Origin of the sequence: Streptomyces sp. CC208A (assembly GCF_030010625.1) — a bacterium.
Taxonomy (GTDB): Bacteria; Actinomycetota; Actinomycetes; order Streptomycetales; family Streptomycetaceae; genus Streptomyces.
On sequence record NZ_JASCXN010000062.1, the window covers coordinates 1 to 18,088 of the forward strand.

18 protein-coding genes and 1 pseudogene are annotated in these 18,088 nt (G+C 71.7%); 12 read left to right on the plus strand and 7 right to left on the minus strand.

The features are described 5' to 3' along the window. The 6 genes and pseudogenes from QK442_RS35070 to QK442_RS35095 form a co-directional block, all read left to right on the plus strand. On the plus strand, positions 1-481 hold a 481-nt coding region (locus QK442_RS35070), incomplete at its 5' end, for an RNA-guided endonuclease TnpB family protein (RefSeq protein ID WP_282698182.1). Between the two features lie 177 nt (positions 482-658). Then, positions 659-949, plus strand: a pseudogene (locus QK442_RS35075) (amidohydrolase family protein); the annotation flags it as partial. A gap of 24 nt (positions 950-973) precedes the next feature. After that, positions 974-1,696 (plus strand): VIT family protein, encoded by a 723-nt coding sequence (locus QK442_RS35080; RefSeq protein WP_282698183.1) that lies wholly within the window; start codon positions 974-976, stop codon positions 1,694-1,696. 109 nt (positions 1,697-1,805) lie between these two features. Beyond that, complete coding sequence (locus tag QK442_RS35085; protein WP_282698184.1) at positions 1,806-2,753, plus strand: sterol desaturase family protein; 948 nt, start codon at positions 1,806-1,808, stop codon at positions 2,751-2,753. Continuing rightward, positions 2,750-3,397 (plus strand): lysoplasmalogenase, encoded by a 648-nt coding sequence (locus tag QK442_RS35090; protein WP_282698185.1) that lies wholly within the window; start codon positions 2,750-2,752, stop codon positions 3,395-3,397. Before QK442_RS35085 ends, QK442_RS35090 begins: the two co-directional genes overlap by 4 nt. A gap of 12 nt (positions 3,398-3,409) precedes the next feature. Beyond that, entirely contained in the window at positions 3,410-4,453 is a 1,044-nt protein-coding gene (locus tag QK442_RS35095) for a zinc-dependent alcohol dehydrogenase family protein (RefSeq protein WP_282698186.1), read from the plus strand. On the opposite strand, the gene QK442_RS35100 is transcribed toward QK442_RS35095, so the two are convergent. Next, complete coding sequence (locus QK442_RS35100; protein WP_282698187.1) at positions 4,443-5,744, minus strand: CoA transferase; 1,302 nt, start codon at positions 5,742-5,744, stop codon at positions 4,443-4,445. The genes QK442_RS35095 and QK442_RS35100 overlap by 11 nt on opposite strands. Positions 5,745-5,835: 91 nt before the next feature. Further along, positions 5,836-7,380 carry a S8 family serine peptidase gene (locus QK442_RS35105; protein WP_282698188.1) on the minus strand — a complete coding sequence of 515 codons (1,545 nt, stop codon included), beginning with the start codon at positions 7,378-7,380 and terminating at the stop codon, positions 5,836-5,838. A gap of 274 nt (positions 7,381-7,654) precedes the next feature. Between QK442_RS35105 and QK442_RS35110 the strand changes: the two genes are divergently transcribed. The 3 genes from QK442_RS35110 to moaA all read left to right on the plus strand — a co-directional run bounded on the left by QK442_RS35110 (position 7,655) and on the right by moaA (position 10,840). Continuing rightward, positions 7,655-8,029 (plus strand): DUF485 domain-containing protein, encoded by a 375-nt coding sequence (locus tag QK442_RS35110; protein ID WP_282698189.1) that lies wholly within the window; start codon positions 7,655-7,657, stop codon positions 8,027-8,029. After that, complete coding sequence (locus QK442_RS35115; protein WP_282698190.1) at positions 8,026-9,675, plus strand: cation acetate symporter; 1,650 nt, start codon at positions 8,026-8,028, stop codon at positions 9,673-9,675. Before QK442_RS35110 ends, QK442_RS35115 begins: the two co-directional genes overlap by 4 nt. A 166-nt stretch (positions 9,676-9,841) precedes the next feature. Further along, positions 9,842-10,840: a GTP 3',8-cyclase MoaA gene (gene moaA / locus QK442_RS35120; protein WP_282698191.1), complete on the plus strand. Its 999-nt coding sequence runs from the start codon at positions 9,842-9,844 to the stop codon at positions 10,838-10,840. Here the strand turns inward: moaA and QK442_RS35125 are convergent. Beyond that, entirely contained in the window at positions 10,823-11,056 is a 234-nt protein-coding gene (locus QK442_RS35125) for a hypothetical protein (protein WP_282698192.1), read from the minus strand. The two genes, moaA and QK442_RS35125, sit on opposite strands and share 18 nt — an antisense overlap. 196 nt (positions 11,057-11,252) lie before the next feature. Next, positions 11,253-11,585: a DUF3099 domain-containing protein gene (locus QK442_RS35130; RefSeq protein WP_282698193.1), complete on the minus strand. Its 333-nt coding sequence runs from the start codon at positions 11,583-11,585 to the stop codon at positions 11,253-11,255. Between the two features lie 169 nt (positions 11,586-11,754). Between QK442_RS35130 and QK442_RS35135 the strand changes: the two genes are divergently transcribed. Next, positions 11,755-12,030, plus strand: coding sequence for a GlsB/YeaQ/YmgE family stress response membrane protein (locus tag QK442_RS35135; protein ID WP_282698194.1), 276 nt, complete (start codon positions 11,755-11,757; stop codon positions 12,028-12,030). Positions 12,031-12,119: 89 nt separating this feature from the next. On the opposite strand, the gene tyrS is transcribed toward QK442_RS35135, so the two are convergent. The 3 genes from tyrS to QK442_RS35150 form a co-directional block, all read right to left on the minus strand. After that, positions 12,120-13,385: a tyrosine--tRNA ligase gene (gene tyrS / locus QK442_RS35140; RefSeq protein ID WP_282698195.1), complete on the minus strand. Its 1,266-nt coding sequence runs from the start codon at positions 13,383-13,385 to the stop codon at positions 12,120-12,122. A gap of 64 nt (positions 13,386-13,449) precedes the next feature. Further along, positions 13,450-14,853 (minus strand): metallopeptidase TldD-related protein, encoded by a 1,404-nt coding sequence (locus QK442_RS35145; RefSeq protein ID WP_282698196.1) that lies wholly within the window; start codon positions 14,851-14,853, stop codon positions 13,450-13,452. Continuing rightward, positions 14,850-16,382 carry a TldD/PmbA family protein gene (locus QK442_RS35150; protein ID WP_282698197.1) on the minus strand — a complete coding sequence of 511 codons (1,533 nt, stop codon included), beginning with the start codon at positions 16,380-16,382 and terminating at the stop codon, positions 14,850-14,852. The genes QK442_RS35145 and QK442_RS35150 overlap by 4 nt, the downstream gene beginning before the upstream one ends. Positions 16,383-16,568: 186 nt before the next feature. On the opposite strand from QK442_RS35150, the gene fabG reads away from it, so the two are divergent. Further along, complete coding sequence (fabG, locus tag QK442_RS35155; RefSeq protein ID WP_282698198.1) at positions 16,569-17,288, plus strand: 3-oxoacyl-[acyl-carrier-protein] reductase; 720 nt, start codon at positions 16,569-16,571, stop codon at positions 17,286-17,288. 4 nt (positions 17,289-17,292) lie between these two features. Then, a complete protein-coding gene (gene fabI / locus QK442_RS35160) occupies positions 17,293-18,066 on the plus strand; it encodes an enoyl-ACP reductase FabI (RefSeq protein WP_282698199.1) in 774 nt (257 codons plus the stop codon). Positions 18,067-18,088 lie beyond the last annotated feature (22 nt).

Genomic DNA, 18,088 nt, shown 5'->3' on the forward strand with positions numbered 1-18,088 from the left:
CTCCACCGGGGAGAAGAACGCCAACCCCCGGCACGAGCGCCGCGACGGCCTGCACAAGCTGACCACTCGGCTCGTTCGTGAGAACCAAACGATCGTGATCGAGGACCTGACCGTGCGCGACATGGTCAAGAACCGGAGTCTGGCCCGCGCCATCAGCGACGCGGCCTGGTCGGAGTTCCGGAACCTGCTGGAATACAAGGCAGCCTGGTACGGGCGGGAAGTGATCACGGTCGACCGCTTCTTCCCCTCCTCCCGGCTGTGCTCCCACTGCGGCACCTTGCAGGAGAAGATGCCGCTCAGCGTCCGCACCTGGACGTGCGAGAGCTGCGGCACGACCCACGACCGGGACGTGAACGCGGCACGCAACCTTCTGGCCGCCGGGCTGGCGGTGGCGGTCTGTGGAGCCGGTGTAAGACCCCAACGGAGAACTCCGGGCGGGCGGTCGGCGACGAAGCAGAAAACCCCACGGCGCGAGCCGTAGGAATCCCCTCCAACAGGAGGGGGGGAAGTCAAGGACCGGCTCTACCTCGGCGCGCCCGGCGGCAAGAAGTTCTCACCCTTCGCGGAGCTGGGGCGCCCGCCGAGTGCGTACCTGGACGGGCAGGTCCTCGTCTGCGTCACCAACACCAAACGGCGCGAGCTGGCGCAGCGGTACGAGATCGGCCTCGACAAGATCATGTGGGGCAGCGACTACCCGCACGACGAGGGCACCGCCCCGTACTCCCGCGAAGGGCTCCGCCTCGCCTACGCGGGCCTCCCGCGCGAGGAGGTGGCGGCCATGGTCGGCGGCAACGCGGCCCGCGTCTACGGCTTCGACCCGGCCCTCCTGGACCCGATCGCGGCCGTCCACGGCCCCGCCGTCGAGGAGATCGCCGAGCCCCTGGAGAAGGTCCCCGAGGGCGCCACCAGCCCGGCCTTCGCCCCGGGCGGGTCGGTACGGGTCTGGTGAGGCTCCGGGTGCGACCCTCCTGAGGTGACCGACTCGCCCCCTTCCGTCCCGCCTCCGCCGGCCGAGGGCGGCGGCCTCGGCAGCCGGCTCAACTGGCTCCGGGCCGCCGTGCTCGGGGCCAACGACGGCATTGTCTCCACCGCGGGCCTCGTCGTCGGCGTCGCGGGCGCCACCGAGTCCCAGGCCGCCCTGCTCACCGCGGGACTCTCCGGGCTCCTGGCCGGCTCCCTGTCCATGGCGGCGGGGGAGTACGTCTCGGTCTCCGTCCAGCGCGACTCCGAGGACGCCGCCCTCGCCACCGAGAGGCGCGAACTCCACGACAGCCCGGCGGAGGAGCTCGACGAGCTCACCGCGCTCCTCACCGCCCGCGGCCTCACCCCCGACGTCGCCCGCGAGGCCGCCGAACAGCTCACCGTCCGCGACGCCCTCAGGGCCCACGCGCGCGTGGAGCTGGGCATCGACCCCGACGCCCTCACCAATCCGTGGCACGCCGCCTGGGCCAGCTTCCTCGCCTTCACCGCGGGCGCCCTGCTCCCGCTCCTCGCGATCGTCCTCCCGCCGGCCTCCGTCCGCCTCTGGGTCACCGTCGCCTCGGTCCTCGCCGCCCTCGCCCTCACCGGCTGGTGGGCCGCCCGCCTCGCCGCCGCCCCCGCCCCCCGGGGCACCCTCCGCACCGTCGCGGGCGGCGCCCTCGCCATGGCCGTCACCTATGCGGCGGGCTCCCTCCTGGGCGCGGCGGGGGTGTAGACCGGGCCGTCTTGTCGGAAGCCGCCAAAGGCTGCTGACAAGTCGTCTCGCATACTTGTTGGTAACAACGTCTAGCCGTGCGCCGAGGCTGAGCCCTACCGTCGACGGCATGCCCAACCTGCCCGATGTCGTGCTCTGGTCCATACCGGCGTTCGTGCTGCTCACCGTGGTGGAGATGGTGAGCGTCCGACTGCGTCCCGACGAGGAGGCCGCCGGATACGAGACGAAGGACGCCGCCACCAGCATCGGGATGGGGCTCGGCAGCCTCGCCTTCGACGCCCTGTGGAAGATCCCGATCGTCGCGGTCTACACCGCCGTCTACGAACTGACGCCGCTGCGGGTCCCCGTCGTGTGGTGGACGATCCCGCTGATGCTGCTCGCCCAGGACTTCTTCTACTACTGGCAGCACCGCGGCCACCACGTCATCCGCATCCTGTGGGCCTGCCACGTCGTCCACCACAGCAGCCGCAGGTTCAACCTCACCACCGCCCTGCGGCAGCCGTGGACCAGCGTCACCGGCTGGCCGTTCTACCTGCCGATGATCGCCCTCGGCGTGCACCCGGCCGCCATCGCCTTCTGCTACTCCGTCAACCTCGTCTACCAGTTCTGGATCCACACCGAACGCGTCGGCAAGCTCCCCCGGCCCTTCGAGTACGTGTTCAACACCCCCTCCCACCACCGCGTCCACCACGCCTCCCAGGGCGGCTACCTGGACCGCAACTTCGGCGGGATCCTGATCGTCTGGGACCGGATGTTCGGCTCCTGGGTCGGCGAGACCGAGCGGCCCGTCTACGGACTCACCAAGAACATCGAGACGTACAACCCGCTCCGCGTCGCCACCCACGAGTACGCCGCCATCGCCCGCGACGTCCGCGCCGCCGCCGACTGGCGCGAGCGCGCCGGACGCGTCTTCCGCGGCCCCGGCTGGCAGCCGGAGGCCCGTACGACGTCGGCCGAAGCCGAGCCCCGCACGACCCCGGCCGAGACCGGTACGGCCCGGGCCGACGCCCCCACCGCCCCCCAGGGCGGCCGCACCGCACCGGAGCCCGCCGCGTGAGCACTCTCTCCCGGGCCCTCCTCGGCGCCTTCCTCCTCGCCGCCGCCGTCGACCTCGGCTCCCTCCTGGCCGGAGCCGACACCGGCCACCTGATCGCCAAGCCCCTCCTGATGCCCCTGCTCGCCGCGTACGCCGCCACCCGGGGCGCGCCCAGGCTCCTCCTCGCCGCGCTCCTGTTCGGCTGGGGCGGCGACGTCTTCCTGCTCTCCGGCGCCGACTGGGCCTTCCTCGTCGGCATGGGCTCCTTCGCCCTCGGCCACGTCTGCTACCTGGTCCTCTTCGGCCGGCGGCGGACCTCCCCCCTCCTCGGCGTCCTCTACGCCGTCGCGCTCCTCGGCACCGTCGCCGCCCTCTGGCCCGACCTCCCCGCCGAGCTGCGGATCCCCGTCGCCGGCTACTCCCTGCTGCTCACCGCCATGGCCTACCGGTCCAGCGCCCTCGGCGTCCTCGCCGGCGCCGGAGGCGCGCTCTTCCTGCTCTCCGACACCCTCATCGCCACCGGCGTCGCCGACTGGCCCCAGCTGCCGGCCCCCGACTTCTGGGTCATGCTGACCTACCTCGCCGCCCAGTACCTTCTGACCACCGGTGTCCTGAAAGCGATGTACGGCGAACGTCGTACGATGGAAGGTCCCACGACCGTCTGACAGCGAGGACCCATGCGCGCCACCACCATCCATGCCCCGTTCGACATGCGCGTGGAGGAGGTGCCCGACCCGGTCGTCCAGGACCCCACCGACGTCGTCGTCCGGGTCCTGCGCGCCTGCATCTGCGGCAGCGACCTGTGGGCCTACCGCGGCGAGTCCGCCCGGCAGCCCGGCCAGAGGATCGGCCACGAGTTCCTCGGCGTCGTCGAGGCCGCGGGCCCCGAGGTCCGCGGCTTCAGGACCGGCGACCTCGTCGTCGCCCCCTTCGTCTGGTCCGACGGCACCTGCGACCACTGCGCCGAGGGCCTCCAGACCTCCTGTCCCCGGGGCGGCTTCTGGGGCTCCGTCGGCTCCGACGGCGGCCAGGGCGAGGCCGTCCGCGTCCCCTTCGCCGACGGCACCCTCGTCAAGCTCCCCGCCGACGCCGCCTCCGACGACCGGCTCCTCACCGCCCTGCTCGCCCTCTCCGACGTCATGGGCACCGGCCACCACGCCGCCCTCGGCGCCGGCGTCCGCCCCGGCTCCACCGTCGCCGTCGTCGGCGACGGTGCCGTCGGCCTCTGCGGCGTCCTCGCCGCCAAGCGGCTCGGCGCCGAGCGGATCATCGCGCTGGGCCGCCACACCGCCCGTACCGACATCGCCCGCGCCTTCGGCGCCACCGACGTCGTCGCCGAGCGCGGCGAGGCCGCCGAGGCCGCCGTCCGCGAACTCACCGGCGGCCAGGGCGCGCACGGCGTCATCGAGGCCGTCGGCACCGAGCAGTCGATGCGCACCGCCGTGAACATCGCCCGCGACGGCGGCTCCATCGGCTACGTCGGCGTCCCGCACGGCTCCGGCACCGGCCTCGACCTCTCCGTCATGTTCGACCGGAACATCGCCCTGCGCGGCGGCGTCGCCCCCGTCCGGGCGTACCTCCCCGAGCTGCTCGCCGACGTCCTCGACGGCCGCCTCGACCCCTCTCCGGTCTTCGACCTCACCGTGGACCTCGGCGGCGTCCCCGGCGGCTACAAGGCCATGGACGAGCGCACCGCCCTCAAGGTCCTCGTCAAGCCGTAGTCCATTCCGGGGCGTCCGCCCCCGCGACGCCCGGCGGGCGCGACCAGCCCGCCGGGCCGCCCTCGTACGTCACCGGCGACACCGCGTGCCGCAGCCGCCCCAACGGCCCCTCCGACTCCGTCAGATACCGCTCCGGCGCGTACCGCGGCAGCCCGTGCGCCAGCCAGTGCCCCGTCTGCGCCAGCGCCAGCCGTACGAGGCGGGAGCCGCCGTCCCGCTCCTGTTCCGTCAGCGACCGCAGCACCGCCGCCGCCAGGAGATACCCCGTCCCGTGGTCGAGCGCCTGCGCCGGCAGCGCCCCCGGCTCCTCCGGCGAGCCCTCCTCCACCGCGATCCCGGTCGCCACCTGCACCAGGCTGTCGAAGCCGCGCCGCCCGCCCCACGGCCCGTAGTCGCCCCACGCCGACAGCCGGGCCGTCACGAGGCCCGGCCGCTCCAGGCCGTACCGCTCCAGCGACCCCGGCCGGTACCCGGTCACCAGCACGTCCGCCGCGTCGAGCAGTTCGTCGAAGGTCCGCCGGTCCGACGGCCGGTCCAGGTCGAGGGCGGCCGTCCGCTTCCCGGCGTCCGTGTCCGCGTGCTGGTCCGGCAGTTCGGGGCGGCCCGGCGGGTCGATCCGCAGCACGTCCGCGCCCAGCAGTGCCAGCGTCCGGGTCGCCACCGGCCCCGCGATCACCCGGGTCAGGTCGAGCACCCGCAGCGGCCGGCCGTCCCGCCGCCGCGGCGCGGCCTCGTCCGTGCGCGACCGGGTCAGCAGCGGCCGCGCCGCCACCTCCCGGCCCTGCTCGTGGGCGGCCCACTCCGCGGGCGTGCGCAGGGCCACGGCGAGGCCCCCGGCCGCGTACACCGCCGTCTCCACCTCGACGGCCTTCCGTCCGCCGATCGCCTCCGCGACCGCCTCCACGGAGTCCGCCGCGCCCAGCGCGGCGAGCAGCGCCGCCTTGTGGTGCGGGTAGTTGGCGTGCGTACGGACCCAGCCGTCGGCCGCCCGCCAGAACCGGGACAGCGGCGCGAAGGTCACCGGCGCCCGCCCGTCCACCCGCAGATGACGCTCGCTCACGAACGCGGTGGCGACCGCCCCGTCGTCCACCCGCACCGGCCCCGCCACGCGCGCGTGCTCCACGGCCGCGAGCCCGCAGACCGCGACCGCCGCCCGCGCGAGGTCCATCACCGGCAGACGGGCCGGCAACAGCCCCGCCACCCCGCCGAACTCCACCCGGTCCACCAGGGCGGGGTCGCCGCCCAGCGTCGCCCAGAGCGACTCCGTACCCGTACGCACCGTGCAGTCCATGCCCGCACTATGGCACCCCGTGCCACCCCGTGGACACGCGAAAGGGCCCTGATGTGGCGCACCACACCAGGGCCCCTCTCACACCGGGGAGTTACCGCTTGCGGACGGCGTCCAGCGCGTCCACCAGACCGGCCCCGTAGAAGCCGTTCTTCTGCTTGCCGCCCTCGCACACGGCGTCGACGGTGCCGTCGCCGTTGATGTCGTACGGGTTGGTGCAGGCGCGCTCGTCGGCCTGGGCGTACAGCAGCGCCTTCAGCGCGGCCGGGCTGGCCTTCGGGTGCGTCGACTTCAGCAGCGCGAGCACACCGGCGGCGTGCGGCGACGCCATCGACGTACCGGCCTTGTAGTTGTAGCCGCCGTTGACCGTGGTCGACAGGATGCGGCCGTTGACCGCCGGGGCGTCCGGGGTCTGGTACTCGGTGCGGTCACCGCCGGGGGCGGCGACGTCGATGACACCGAGACCGTAGTTAGAGTAGGACGCCTTCAGGTCCTTCGCGCCGGTCGCCGAGACCGTCACGACGCCCGGCAGCTGGGCCGGGTAGTCGAGGCACTCGCGCGGGTTGATGACCCGGTCGCCCGGCGTGGTGTCGTTCGGGCTGGAGTTGTCCAGGATCTCGTCGGCGGCGAGGTCGAACCGGGAGTTGCCGGCCGCGGCCACGTTGACCGTGCCCTTCTTCTCCGCGTACCGGGTCGCCCGGGTGACCGCCTCGACGAGGGCCTTCTGGTCCTCGTCCGTCTTGCAGGCGAACATCCACGGGTCGGTGTAGTAGCTGTTGTTCGTGATGTCGACGCCGTGCTCGGCCGCCCACACGAAGCCGCAGACCACGGCCTCGGTGTAGAAGAAGCCGTCCGGGGTGGACACCTTGATGCCGGAGACCTTCACGCCCGGGGCGACACCGGTGACGCCGACGCCGTTCTTGGCGGCCGCGATCGTGCCGGCGACGTGGGTGCCGTGGTCCGACTCGCCCGGGTTCGGACGCCACGAACCGGGGGTGGTGTCCGGCTTGCCGGTGACGCAGTTGGCGGACGCGGCGGCGTTGAAGTTCGGCGCCAGGTCCGGGTGGGTGTCGTCGACACCGGTGTCGATGACGCCGACGGTCACCCGGCTGCTGCCGAGGGTCTTCTGGTGCGCCTTGTCGGCCTTGATGGCCGGGAGGTCCCACTGCAGCGGCTCCAGCGGGTCCTGGTCGTCGGAGGCGGTCGCCGCGGCGGAGAGCGCCTCGGCCGCGGACAGCGACTCGGAGCCGCCGCCGACGGAGTTGTCGCTCTGCACCGAGAGCGGGGCGCCGCGGGTCGCACCGGCCGACACCACGCCACGCGCCTTGCGGATCTCCTGCGCGAAGGCGGGGTTCTGCGAGTGGACGACTATCACGCCTATCTGGTCGTAGGCGATGACGACCTCGCCGCCGGCGGCGGCGATCGCCTTCTTCACCGAGGCGGAGGTCCAGCGACCACCCTCGATGTTGACGACGTACGAAAGCTTCTCGCCGTTCGTCGCGACGGTGGCGGCCGCCGGGGCATCGCTCAGTTCCGCGGCGGAGGCGGCGCCGGAGGGAAGGAAGCCGAGCGAAGCGGTGAGCGCGAGACCAGCAGGCAGAGCGAGTACTCGGCCGCGCCTCGATCCCAGATGAGCCATGGGTTCTCCACATCATCCGTCTGTACTGCCCGGGCGCGGGGTTGCGACCGGTCAGGTGCATGACGGCTGAAACTATCGCTGATCTTCCCCACTCATCAATGAGTTGAGAAGACTTCATGAAGATTGCCCCGAAGAAAACCACTCCACTGAACCACTTCGCACCGGGCTCCGTGCCGTTGAGCAGGGGAGGGGCTCCGATCGGAGCCCCTGTTCCCACACCCCAGGTGAGGCCCCGTTGACCATGCCGTCCGTCCCCGCGTCACGAGGAGATTCCGTGGCTACCGAAGCACCACCGCCGCCGAGAAAGGGCACCACGACCGAAACCGGTCCCTCCGGGCCCACCACGGAGCAGTTCGTCGAGGTCCAGGAGAGCGAGGAGTTCGGCGAGCTCCGCCGCACCTACCGCTCCTTCGCCTTCCCCCTGACGATCGCCTTCATCAGCTGGTACCTGCTCTACGTCCTGCTCTCCAACTACGCGGGCGGCTTCATGGGCACCCGCCTCTTCGGCCACATCAACGTGGCCCTCGTCCTGGGCCTCGGCCAGTTCGCCACCACCTTCCTCATCGCCTGGCTCTACTCCCGCCACGCCGCCCTCCGCCTCGACCCCCGGGGCGAGGCCATCAAGACCCGTCTGGAGGGCGACGCATGAGCACCCTCACCGCCCCCGCCCTGCTCGCCGCCGACAGCGCCACCGCCGAGCACCGGCCGCTGATCATCGCCCTCTTCGGCGCCTTCGTGATCGCCACCCTGGCCATCACCGTCTGGGCCGGCCGGCAGACCCGCAGCGCCGCCGACTTCTACGCCGGCGGCGGCCAGTTCACCGGCTTCCAGAACGGCCTCGCGATCTCCGGCGACTACATGTCCGCCGCGTCCTTCCTCGGCATCAGCGGCGCCATCGCCCTCTACGGCTACGACGGCTTCCTCTACTCCATCGGCTTCCTCGTCGCCTGGCTCGTCGCCCTGCTCCTGGTCGCCGAACCGCTGCGCAACTCCGGCCGCTTCACCATGGGCGACGTCCTCGCCTACCGGATGCGCCAGCGCCCGGTCCGCACCGCCGCCGGCACCTCCACCATCGTCGTCTCGATCTTCTACCTGCTCGCCCAGATGGCCGGCGCCGGCGTCCTCGTCTCGCTGCTCCTCGGCATCACCAGCGACGGCGGCAAGATCGCGATCGTCGCCCTGGTCGGCGTCCTGATGATCGTGTACGTGACGATCGGCGGCATGAAGGGCACCACCTGGGTGCAGATGGTGAAGGCGGTGCTCCTCATCGCGGGCACCCTCCTCATCACCTTCCTCATCCTGCTGAAGTTCGACTTCAACCTCTCCGACCTGCTCGGCGCCGCCGCCACCAACAGCGGCAAGGGCGACGCCTTCCTGGAGCCCGGCCTCAAGTACGGCGCCACCGCCCTCTCGAAGCTCGACTTCCTCTCCCTCGGCATCGCCCTCGTCCTCGGCACCGCCGGCCTGCCGCACATCCTGATCCGCTTCTACACGGTGCCGACCGCCCAGGCCGCCCGTAAGTCGGTCAACTGGGCCATCGGCATCATCGGCGCCTTCTACCTGATGACGATCGTCCTCGGCTTCGGCGCCGCCGCCCTGCTCAGCGGCGACACCATCACGGCCTCCAACAAGGCGGGCAACACGGCGGCACCGCTCACCGCCCTGGAGATCGGCGGCGGCGCGGACTCCGCCTTCGGCGCGGTCCTCCTCGCCGTCATCTCCGCCGTCGCCTTCGCCACCATCCTCGCCGTGGTCGCCGGACTGACCCTCGCCTCCTCCTCGTCCTTCGCGCACGACATCTACGCCAACGTGATCAAGCGCGGGAAGGCCACCGAGAAGGAGGAGATGCGGGCCGCCCGCTGGTCCACCGTCCTCATCGGCATCGTCTCCATCGCGCTCGGCGCCCTCGCCCGCGACCTCAACGTCGCCGGCCTCGTCGCCCTCGCCTTCGCGGTCGCCGCCTCCGCCAACCTGCCGACGATCCTCTACTCGCTCTTCTGGAAGAGGTTCACCACCCAGGGCGCGCTCTGGTCGATCTACGGCGGTCTGGTCTCCTCCGTCGTCCTCGTCCTCTTCTCCCCGGTCGTCTCCGGCGGGCCGGCCTCGATGTTCAAGAACGTCGACTTCCACTGGTTCCCGCTGGAGAACCCGGGCCTGATCTCGATCCCGCTCGGCTTCCTCCTCGGCTGGCTCGGCTCGCTCCTCTCCAAGGAGGAACCGGACCGGGGCAAGTACGCCGAACTGGAGGTCAAGTCCCTCACCGGCGTCGGCACCGCCGCCCCGGTCGAGCACTGAGCACGGAGCCACCGGTCGTATACAAGAACGCTGCTCTGCACCGGCCGCGTCGTAGAGTTCTACGACGCGGCCGGTCCCGTCCTCGTGACAATCGGCCCGTGCCCGATGTCGGAGTGGTCACGTAGGCTCGGGAGAAGAAGCGAACCTGGAGAAGGGGAGGGGGACCGTGCTCCTCGACACGTACGGCCGAGTCGCCACTGACCTGCGCGTTTCCCTCACCGACCGGTGCAATCTGCGCTGCACCTACTGCATGCCGGAAGAGGGCCTGCAGTGGCTGGCCAAGCCCGACCTCCTCACCGACGACGAGATCGTCCGGCTGATCCGGATCGCCGTCACCGACCTCGGCGTCACCGAGGTCCGCTTCACCGGCGGCGAGCCGCTGCTCCGTCCCGGCCTCGTCGGGATCGTCGAGCGCTGCGCCGCCCTGGAGCCCCGCCCCCGGATGTCCCTGACGACCAACGGCATCGGCCTGAAGCGCACCGCCACCGCTCTCAAGGCCGCCGGCCTCGACCGGGTCAACGTCTCCCTGGACACCCTGCGGCCCGAGGTCTTCAAGACCCTCACCCGCCGCGACCGCCACCACGACGTCCTCGACGGCATGGCCGCCGCCCGCGAGGCCGGCCTCACCCCCGTGAAGGTCAACGCGGTCCTGATGCCGGGGCTCAACGAGGACGAGGCCCCCGACCTCCTCGCCTGGGCGATGGAGCAGGGGTACGAGCTCCGCTTCATCGAGCAGATGCCGCTCGACGCCCAGCACGGCTGGAAGCGCGACGGCATGATCACCGCCGGGGACATCCTGACCTCCCTCCGCACCCGCTTCACCCTCACCCCCGAGGGCACCGAGGAGCGCGGCTCCGCCCCCGCCGAGCGCTGGGTCGTCGACGGCGGACCGCACACGGTCGGCGTCATCGCCTCCGTCACCCGCCCGTTCTGCCGGGCCTGCGACCGCACCCGGCTCACCGCCGACGGACAGATCCGCACCTGCCTCTTCGCCACCGAGGAGACCGACCTGCGGGCCGCGCTCCGCTCGGACGCGCCGTCCGCATCGGACGCAGCCATCGCGGAGCTGTGGAAGAAGGCGATGTGGGGGAAGAAGGCCGGCTCGGGCCTGGACGACCCGAGCTTCCTCCAGCCGGACCGCCCGATGTCAGCGATCGGCGGCTGAGCCCGGCTCCTCCGACTCCCACTCCGCGAGCGGCACGACGTCCTTCAGGAAGCCCCGCACACCCAGGAACCGGGAGAGGTGCTCGCGGTGTTCCTCGCAGGCGAGCCAGGTCTTGCGCCGCTCGGGCGTGTGCAGCTTGGGGTTGTTCCAGGCGAGCACCCAGACGGCGTCGGCCCGGCACCCCTTCGCGGAGCAGACCGGCTTCTCGTCACTCACGGGACCATTGATCACCGGAACATTGTCCAGCAAGGGCGATGCCGAGCAGCCACGGGGGGAGCTGCCCGGCATCGGTCCGTCGCTCCGACGGGGGATGCGGAGCGCGTACGCAGTATGTCACGGCACCCCGGGTGAGGTGCACCGGAACTTCACGATTGATCTGAGCTTTTCCTGAGGTTCCCGGCCCCGCGGACGCCTACGGCCGTTCCGCTCCGGGTTCCGCCCCGTCCTCGGCCGCGCCGAGCGCCGGCCGCACCGGCGCCGGCAGGAACGTCGACGGGAGCGAAGGGGCCGTCTCCCGGCCCGCGTTCGCGATCACCACCGCGATGTACGGCAGGAGCACCCCGAGCACCAGGGCCACGACCGCCACGTGCCGCTCCACGTTCCACAGCACCGCCGCCGCGATCACCGAGAGCGTCCGGACCGACATGGAGATGACGTACCGCCGCTGCCTGCCCCGGACGTCGTCCGCGAGCCCCTGCCGGGCCCCGGTGATCCGGAAGACCTCGGGTCCGCCACGCTTCCGCATCGTGTTCCACCACCCGCCGCTCGCGCCGGACCCTCCCCGGCCCGGACCTCTCACCACCGTACGCCCACGGTGCCGGAGCGACGAGGCCGGGGCACGTACGGAGGTATCCGACATGCGGCGTACGGCCGGCGAACCGAGACTGGGGCCACATGCGTACAAGGAGGCGGTCATGAGTTGGTTGTGGGCGATCATCGTCGGTTTCGTCCTGGGTCTGATCGCGAAGGCGATCCTGCCGGGGAAGCAGCAGATCCCGCTCTGGCTGACGACGATCTTCGGCATCCTGGGCAGCGTCCTCGGCAACGCGGTCGCGGCCTGGATCGGCGTCGAGGACACCCGGGGCATCGACTGGACCCGGCACCTGCTCCAGCTCATCGGCGCCGTGGCCGTGGTCGGCGTCGGCGACATGCTCTGGGTCTCGCTCAAGGGCAACCGGCAGCGCACCTGACGCGGACGGAGAACCGGGAGAGAAGCCGGGAGGCCCGGTACGGCGATCGCCGTACCGGGCCTCCCGGTGTGAACACGCCGTTACGGTGCTCAGCCGGCGTACTCGATCGCCGCCAGGTTCTTCTTGCCGCGCCGCAGCACCAGCCACCGCCCGTGCAGCAGCTCGCCGGCCTCGACGACGGCGTCCTCGGCGGTCACCTTCACGTTGTTCACGTAGGCACCGCCCTCCTTCACCGTGCGCCGCGCCGCCGACTTGCTCGGCACCAGGCCGACCTCGGCGAACAGGTCCACGACCTGGCCGAGCTCGGTCACCCGCGCGTGCGGCAGCTCGGAGAGCGCCGCGGCCAGCGTCTTCTCGTCCAGCTCGGACAGGTCGCCCTGACCGAAGAGGGCCTTCGACGCCTCGATGACCGCCCGGCACTGCTCCTCGCCGTGCACCAGCGTGGTCAGCTCCTCGGCGAGCGCCCGCTGCGCGGCCCGCGCCTGCGGCCGCTCGGCGGTCTGCGCCTCCAGCTCCTCCAGCTCCGTACGGGACTTGAAGGAGAGGATCCGCATGTAGGTGGAGATGTCCCGGTCGTCCACGTTCAGCCAGAACTGGTAGAACGCGTACGGGGTGGTCATCTCCGGGTCCAGCCAGACGGCCCCGCCCTCGGTCTTGCCGAACTTGGTGCCGTCCGCCTTGACCATCAGCGGCGTCGCGAGCGCGTGCACCTCGGCGCCCGGCTCCAGCTTGTGGATCAGGTCGAGCCCGGCCACCAGGTTGCCCCACTGGTCCGAGCCGCCCTGCTGGAGCGTGCAGCCGTAGCGCCGGTACAGCTCCAGGAAGTCCATGCCCTGGAGCAGCTGGTAGCTGAACTCGGTGTAGCTGATGCCCTGCTCGGACTCCAGCCGGCGGGCCACGGAGTCCTTGGTCAGCATCTTGTTGACCCGGAAGTGCTTGCCGATGTCCCGCAGGAACTCGATCGCCGACATCCCGGCGGTCCAGTCCAGGTTGTTCACCATGACCGCCGCGTTCTCCCCCTCGAAGGAGAGGAAGGGCTCGATCTGCGACCGCAGCCGGGTCACCCAGTTCGCGACCGTCTCGGGGTCGTTCAGGGTGCGCTCGGCGGTCGGCCGGGGGTCACCGATCTGACCGGTGGCCCCGCCGACCAGCGCCAGCGGCCGGTGCCCGGCCTGCTGGAGCCGGCGGACGGTGAGCACCTGGACCAGGTGGCCCACGTGGAGACTGGCCGCGGTCGGGTCGAAACCGCAATAGAAGGTGACGGGACCGTCCGCGAGAGCCTTGCGCAGGGCGTCCTCATCGGTGGACTGGGCGAAGAGCCCACGCCACTTCAGCTCGTCGACGATGTCCGTCACGGTCGTCAGTCTCCTCGTTCTGGTCGGATAGCCGCACTGTTCTGCAACAGTCAGTCTATGGGGGTCAGACGCCCTTGCTGACCGAGCTCATGTTGAAGTCCGGCACCCGCAGGGCGGGCATCGCCGCCCGGGTGAACCAGTCGCTCCACTCGCGCGGCAGGGTCCGCTCCGTCCGGCCCGCCTCGGTGGCCCGCGACAGCAGGTCCACCGGCGACTCGTTGAACCGGAAGTTGTTGACCTCGCCGACCACCTCGCCGTTCTCCACGAGGTAGACGCCGTCCCGGGTCAGACCGGTGAGCAGCAGCGTCGCCGGGTCGACCTCCCGGATGTACCAGAGGCAGGTCAGCAGCAGACCGCGCTCGGTCGCCGCCACCATCTCCTCCAGCGAGCGGTCGCCGCCGCCGTCCAGGATCAGGTTCCCCGCCCCGGGCGCCACCGGCAGGCCGGTGAGGCCCGCGGTGTGCCGGGTGGTGATCAGCCGGTCGAGCGCGCCCGCCCGGATCCACTCCACCGGCGCGACCGGCAGACCGTTGTCGAAGACCGACTGGTCGTCGCCGGAGGAGTGCGCGATCACGAACGGCGCGGACTCCAGACCCGGCTCGTTCGGGTCGCTGCGCAGGGTCAGCGGCAGCGGCGAGAGGGTCTCGCCGAGCCGGGTGCCGCCACCGGGCCGGGAGAAGACCGTCCGGCCCTCCACCGCGTCCCGGGCCATCGAGGACCACATCTGGTAGATCAGCAGGTCGGCCACGGCCGTCGGCGGCAGCAGCGTCTCGTACCGCCCGGCCGGCAGCTCGATCCGCCGCTCGGCCCAGCCCAGCCGGACGGCGAGCTCCGCGTCGAGCGCCGCCGGGTCCACGTCCTTGAAGTCCCGGGTGGAGCGCCCGGCCCAGGCGGAGCGGGATCGGCCCTCGGCGGTCGCCGCGGACTTGGCGTTGAGCTCCAGGGTGCCGTTGGGCTGGTCGTGCCGCAGCCGCAGCCCCGCCGACGTGCCCAGGTAGGTGGAGGTCAGCTCGTGGTGGGCGAAGCCGTACAGCTCCCGGCCGCCGGCACGCGCGCGTGCGAAGGCCTCGCCGAGCGCGGGCGCGAAGTCCGCGAAGACGGCGGAGGAGGTCTCGGCCGGCGCGTCGGTGAAGTCGGGGGAGGAGGGCACGCCCTCCACCAGCGGCTGCGCGTCCTCGGCGGGCCCCGCCGCCCGCGCCGCCGCCTCGGCGGCCCGCACCAGCGGCTCCAGGTCCTCCACGGTGACCGCGGAGCGGGAGACGACGCCGGAGGCGGTGCCCTCGGAACCGTCCACGGTGGCGATCACCGTGAGGGTACGGCCCCGGGTCACCCCGTTCGTGGTGAGCGCGTTGCCCGCCCAGCGCAGATTGGCCGAGGACTCCTCGTCCGCGATGACGACACACCCGTCCGCCCGGGACAGCTCAAGCGCCCGCTCGACGATCTCGTACGGCTTGCTGACGCGGCTCATCGACCGGCCTCCTGCGTCGTGTTCAGAATGTTGACGCCCCGGAAGAGGGCGGAGGGGCAGCCGTGGGAGACGGACGCGACCTGGCCCGGCTGGGCCTTGCCGCAGTTGAAGGCGCCGCCGAGGACGTACGTCTGCGGGCCGCCGACCTGCTCCATCGAGCCCCAGAAGTCGGTGGTGGTCGCCTGGTACGCCACGTCCCGCAGCTGCCCGGCGAGCCGGCCGTTCTCGATGCGGAAGAAGCGCTGGCCGGTGAACTGGAAGTTGTACCGCTGCATGTCGATCGACCAGGACCGGTCGCCGACGACGTAGATGCCCCGCTCCACGCCCCCGATCAGGTCCTCCGTCGACAGGCCCCCCGGATCCGGCTGGAGCGACACGTTCGCCATCCGCTGCACCGGCACGTGCGCGGGGGAGTCCGCGAAGGCGCAGCCGTTGGACCGGCCGAGCCCGGTGAGCTTCGCGATCCGCCGGTCCAGCTGGTAGCCGACGAGCGTGCCGTCCTTCACCAGGTCCCAGGACTGCGCCTCGACGCCCTCGTCGTCGTAGCCGATCGTCGCGAGCCCGTGCTCCGCGGTCCGGTCGCCCGTCACGTTCATCACCGAGGAGCCGTACGCCAGCTTGCCCAGCTGGTCGAAGGTGGCGAAGGAGGTGCCCGCGTACGCCGCCTCGTAGCCCAGCGCCCGGTCCAGCTCGGTGGCGTGGCCGATGGACTCGTGGATCGTCAGCCACAGGTTGGACGGGTCCACGACCAGGTCGTACCGGCCGGCCTCGACGCTCGGCGCCCGCATCTTCTCGGCGAGCAGCTCCGGGATCTCCTCCAGCTCCTTGTCCCAGTCCCAGCCGGTCCCGGTCAGGTACTCCCAGCCCCGGCCGACCGGCGGCGCGATCGTCCGCATCGAGTCGAACTCGCCGGTGGTGCCGTCCACGGCGGTCGCCGTGAGCTCCGGGTGGAGCCGCACCCGCTGCTGGGTGGTGACGGTGCCCGCCGTGTCCGCGTAGAACTTGTTCTCGAAGACCGTGAGCAGCGAGGCGTCCACGTGCGCCACCCCGTCGGCCCGCAGCAGCCGCGCCGACCAGTCGGCGAGCAGCGCGCTCTTCTCCTCGTCCGGCACGGTGAACGGGTCGATCTCGTACGAGGAGATCCACACCTTGTCCGCGTGCACCGGCTCCGCCGCCAGCTCCACCCTCTCGTCGGAGCCCGCCGCCGCGATGACCTGCGCGGACAGCTTGGCCATGGCCACTGCCTGCGAGGCGACCTTCGCCGCCCCGTCCATGGTCAGGTCCACCCCGGAGGCGAACCCCCAGGCGCCGCCGTGCACCACCCGCACCGCGTACCCGAGGTCGGTGGTGTCCGACGACCCCGCCGACCTGGCGTCCCGCAGCCGCCACGAGGCGCTGCGGACCTTTTCGAGGCGGAAGTCCGCATGCTCGGCGCCGAGCGCCCGCGCCCGCGCGAGCGCCGCGTCGGCGAGCGCCCTCAGCGGAAGGGCCGTGAAGGCCGGATCGAGGGAATGGGCCCCAGTTGGCACTGCTGTCTCCTGTCGTCTGACACCGGTCGCCCCGATCATGTCGTGCTTTGAGCCGGGATGCCCAGGCTTTTCTGTAGGGATCCGACAGTGACATCCGTACGCCACTGTCACGCCCCGATTCCGCGGATCGCGGAACGGACCGATAGGTTTTCGGCGTACCAGACCGCTGATCGAAAGGGTGATCCGTTGAGCCGCTCGGTTCTCGTCACCGGAGGAAACCGGGGCATCGGCCTCGCCATCGCCCGCGCGTTCGCCGAGGCGGGCGACAAGGTCGCCTACACCTACCGGTCGGGCGAGCCGCCGGCCGCGCTCGCGGAGCTGGGCTGCCTCGCGGTCAAGTGCGACATCACCGACGCCGAGCAGGTGGAGCAGGCGTACAAGGAGATCGAGGAGAAGCACGGCGCGGTCGAGGTCCTCGTGGCCAACGCCGGCGTGACCCGTGACCAGCTCCTGATGCGCATGTCGGAGGACGACTTCACCTCCGTCGTCGACACCAACCTCACCGGCACCTTCCGCGTCGTGAAGCGCGCCAACCGCGGCATGCTCCGCGCCAAGAAGGGCCGTGTCGTCCTGATCTCCTCGGTCGTCGGTCTGCTGGGCTCCGCGGGCCAGGCCAACTACGCCGCCTCCAAGGCCGGCCTGGTCGGCTTCGCCCGCTCGCTCGCCCGTGAGCTCGGCTCGCGGAACATCACCTTCAACGTCGTCGCGCCCGGTTTCGTCGACACCGACATGACCGCCGTGCTCACCGACGAGCAGCGCGCGGGCATCGTGTCCCAGGTCCCGCTCGGCCGCTACGCGCAGCCCGAGGAGATCGCCGCGGCCGTGAGGTTCCTCGCCTCCGACGACGCCTCGTACATCACTGGAGCCGTCATTCCGGTTGACGGCGGATTGGGCATGGGTCACTGATCACATGAGCGGAATCCTCGAAGGCAAGCGCATCCTCATCACCGGTGTGCTGATGGAGTCCTCCATCGCCTTCCACACCGCGAAGCTGGCCCAGGAGCAGGGCGCGGAGATCATCCTCACCGCCTGGCCCCGGCCGTCCCTCACCGAGCGCATCGCCAAGAAGCTCCCCAACCCGGACGTCAAGGTCCTGGAGCTCGACGTCTCGAACGACGAGCACCTCGCCCGCCTGGAGGGCCAGGTCCGCGAGCAGCTCGGCGACCGTCTCGACGGCATCGTGCACTCCATCGGCTTCGCCCCGCAGGACGCCCTCGGCGGCAACTTCCTGAACACGCCGTTCGAGTCCGTGGCCACCGCCATGCACGTCTCGGCCTTCTCCCTGAAGTCCCTGACCATGGCGCTGCTGCCGCTGATGAGCGAGGGCGGCTCGGTCGTCGGCCTCACCTTCGACGCGCAGTTCGCCTGGCCGCAGTACGACTGGATGGGCCCCGCCAAGGCCGCCCTGGAGGCGACCAACCGCTACATGGCCCGCGACCTCGGCGGCCAGGACATCCGCTGCAACCTGATCTCGGCGGGCCCGATCGGCTCCATGGCCGCCAAGTCCATCCCGGGCTTCAGCGAGCTGGCCGCGGTCTGGGACAGCCGCTCCCCGCTCACCTGGGACCTCTCCGACCCGGAACCGGCCGGCCGCGGCGTCGTCGCGCTGCTCTCCGACTGGTTCCCGAAGACCACCGGCGAGATCGTCCACGTCGACGGCGGTCTGCACGCGATCGGTGCCTGACCGCGCCGCGTACCGCTCCGGC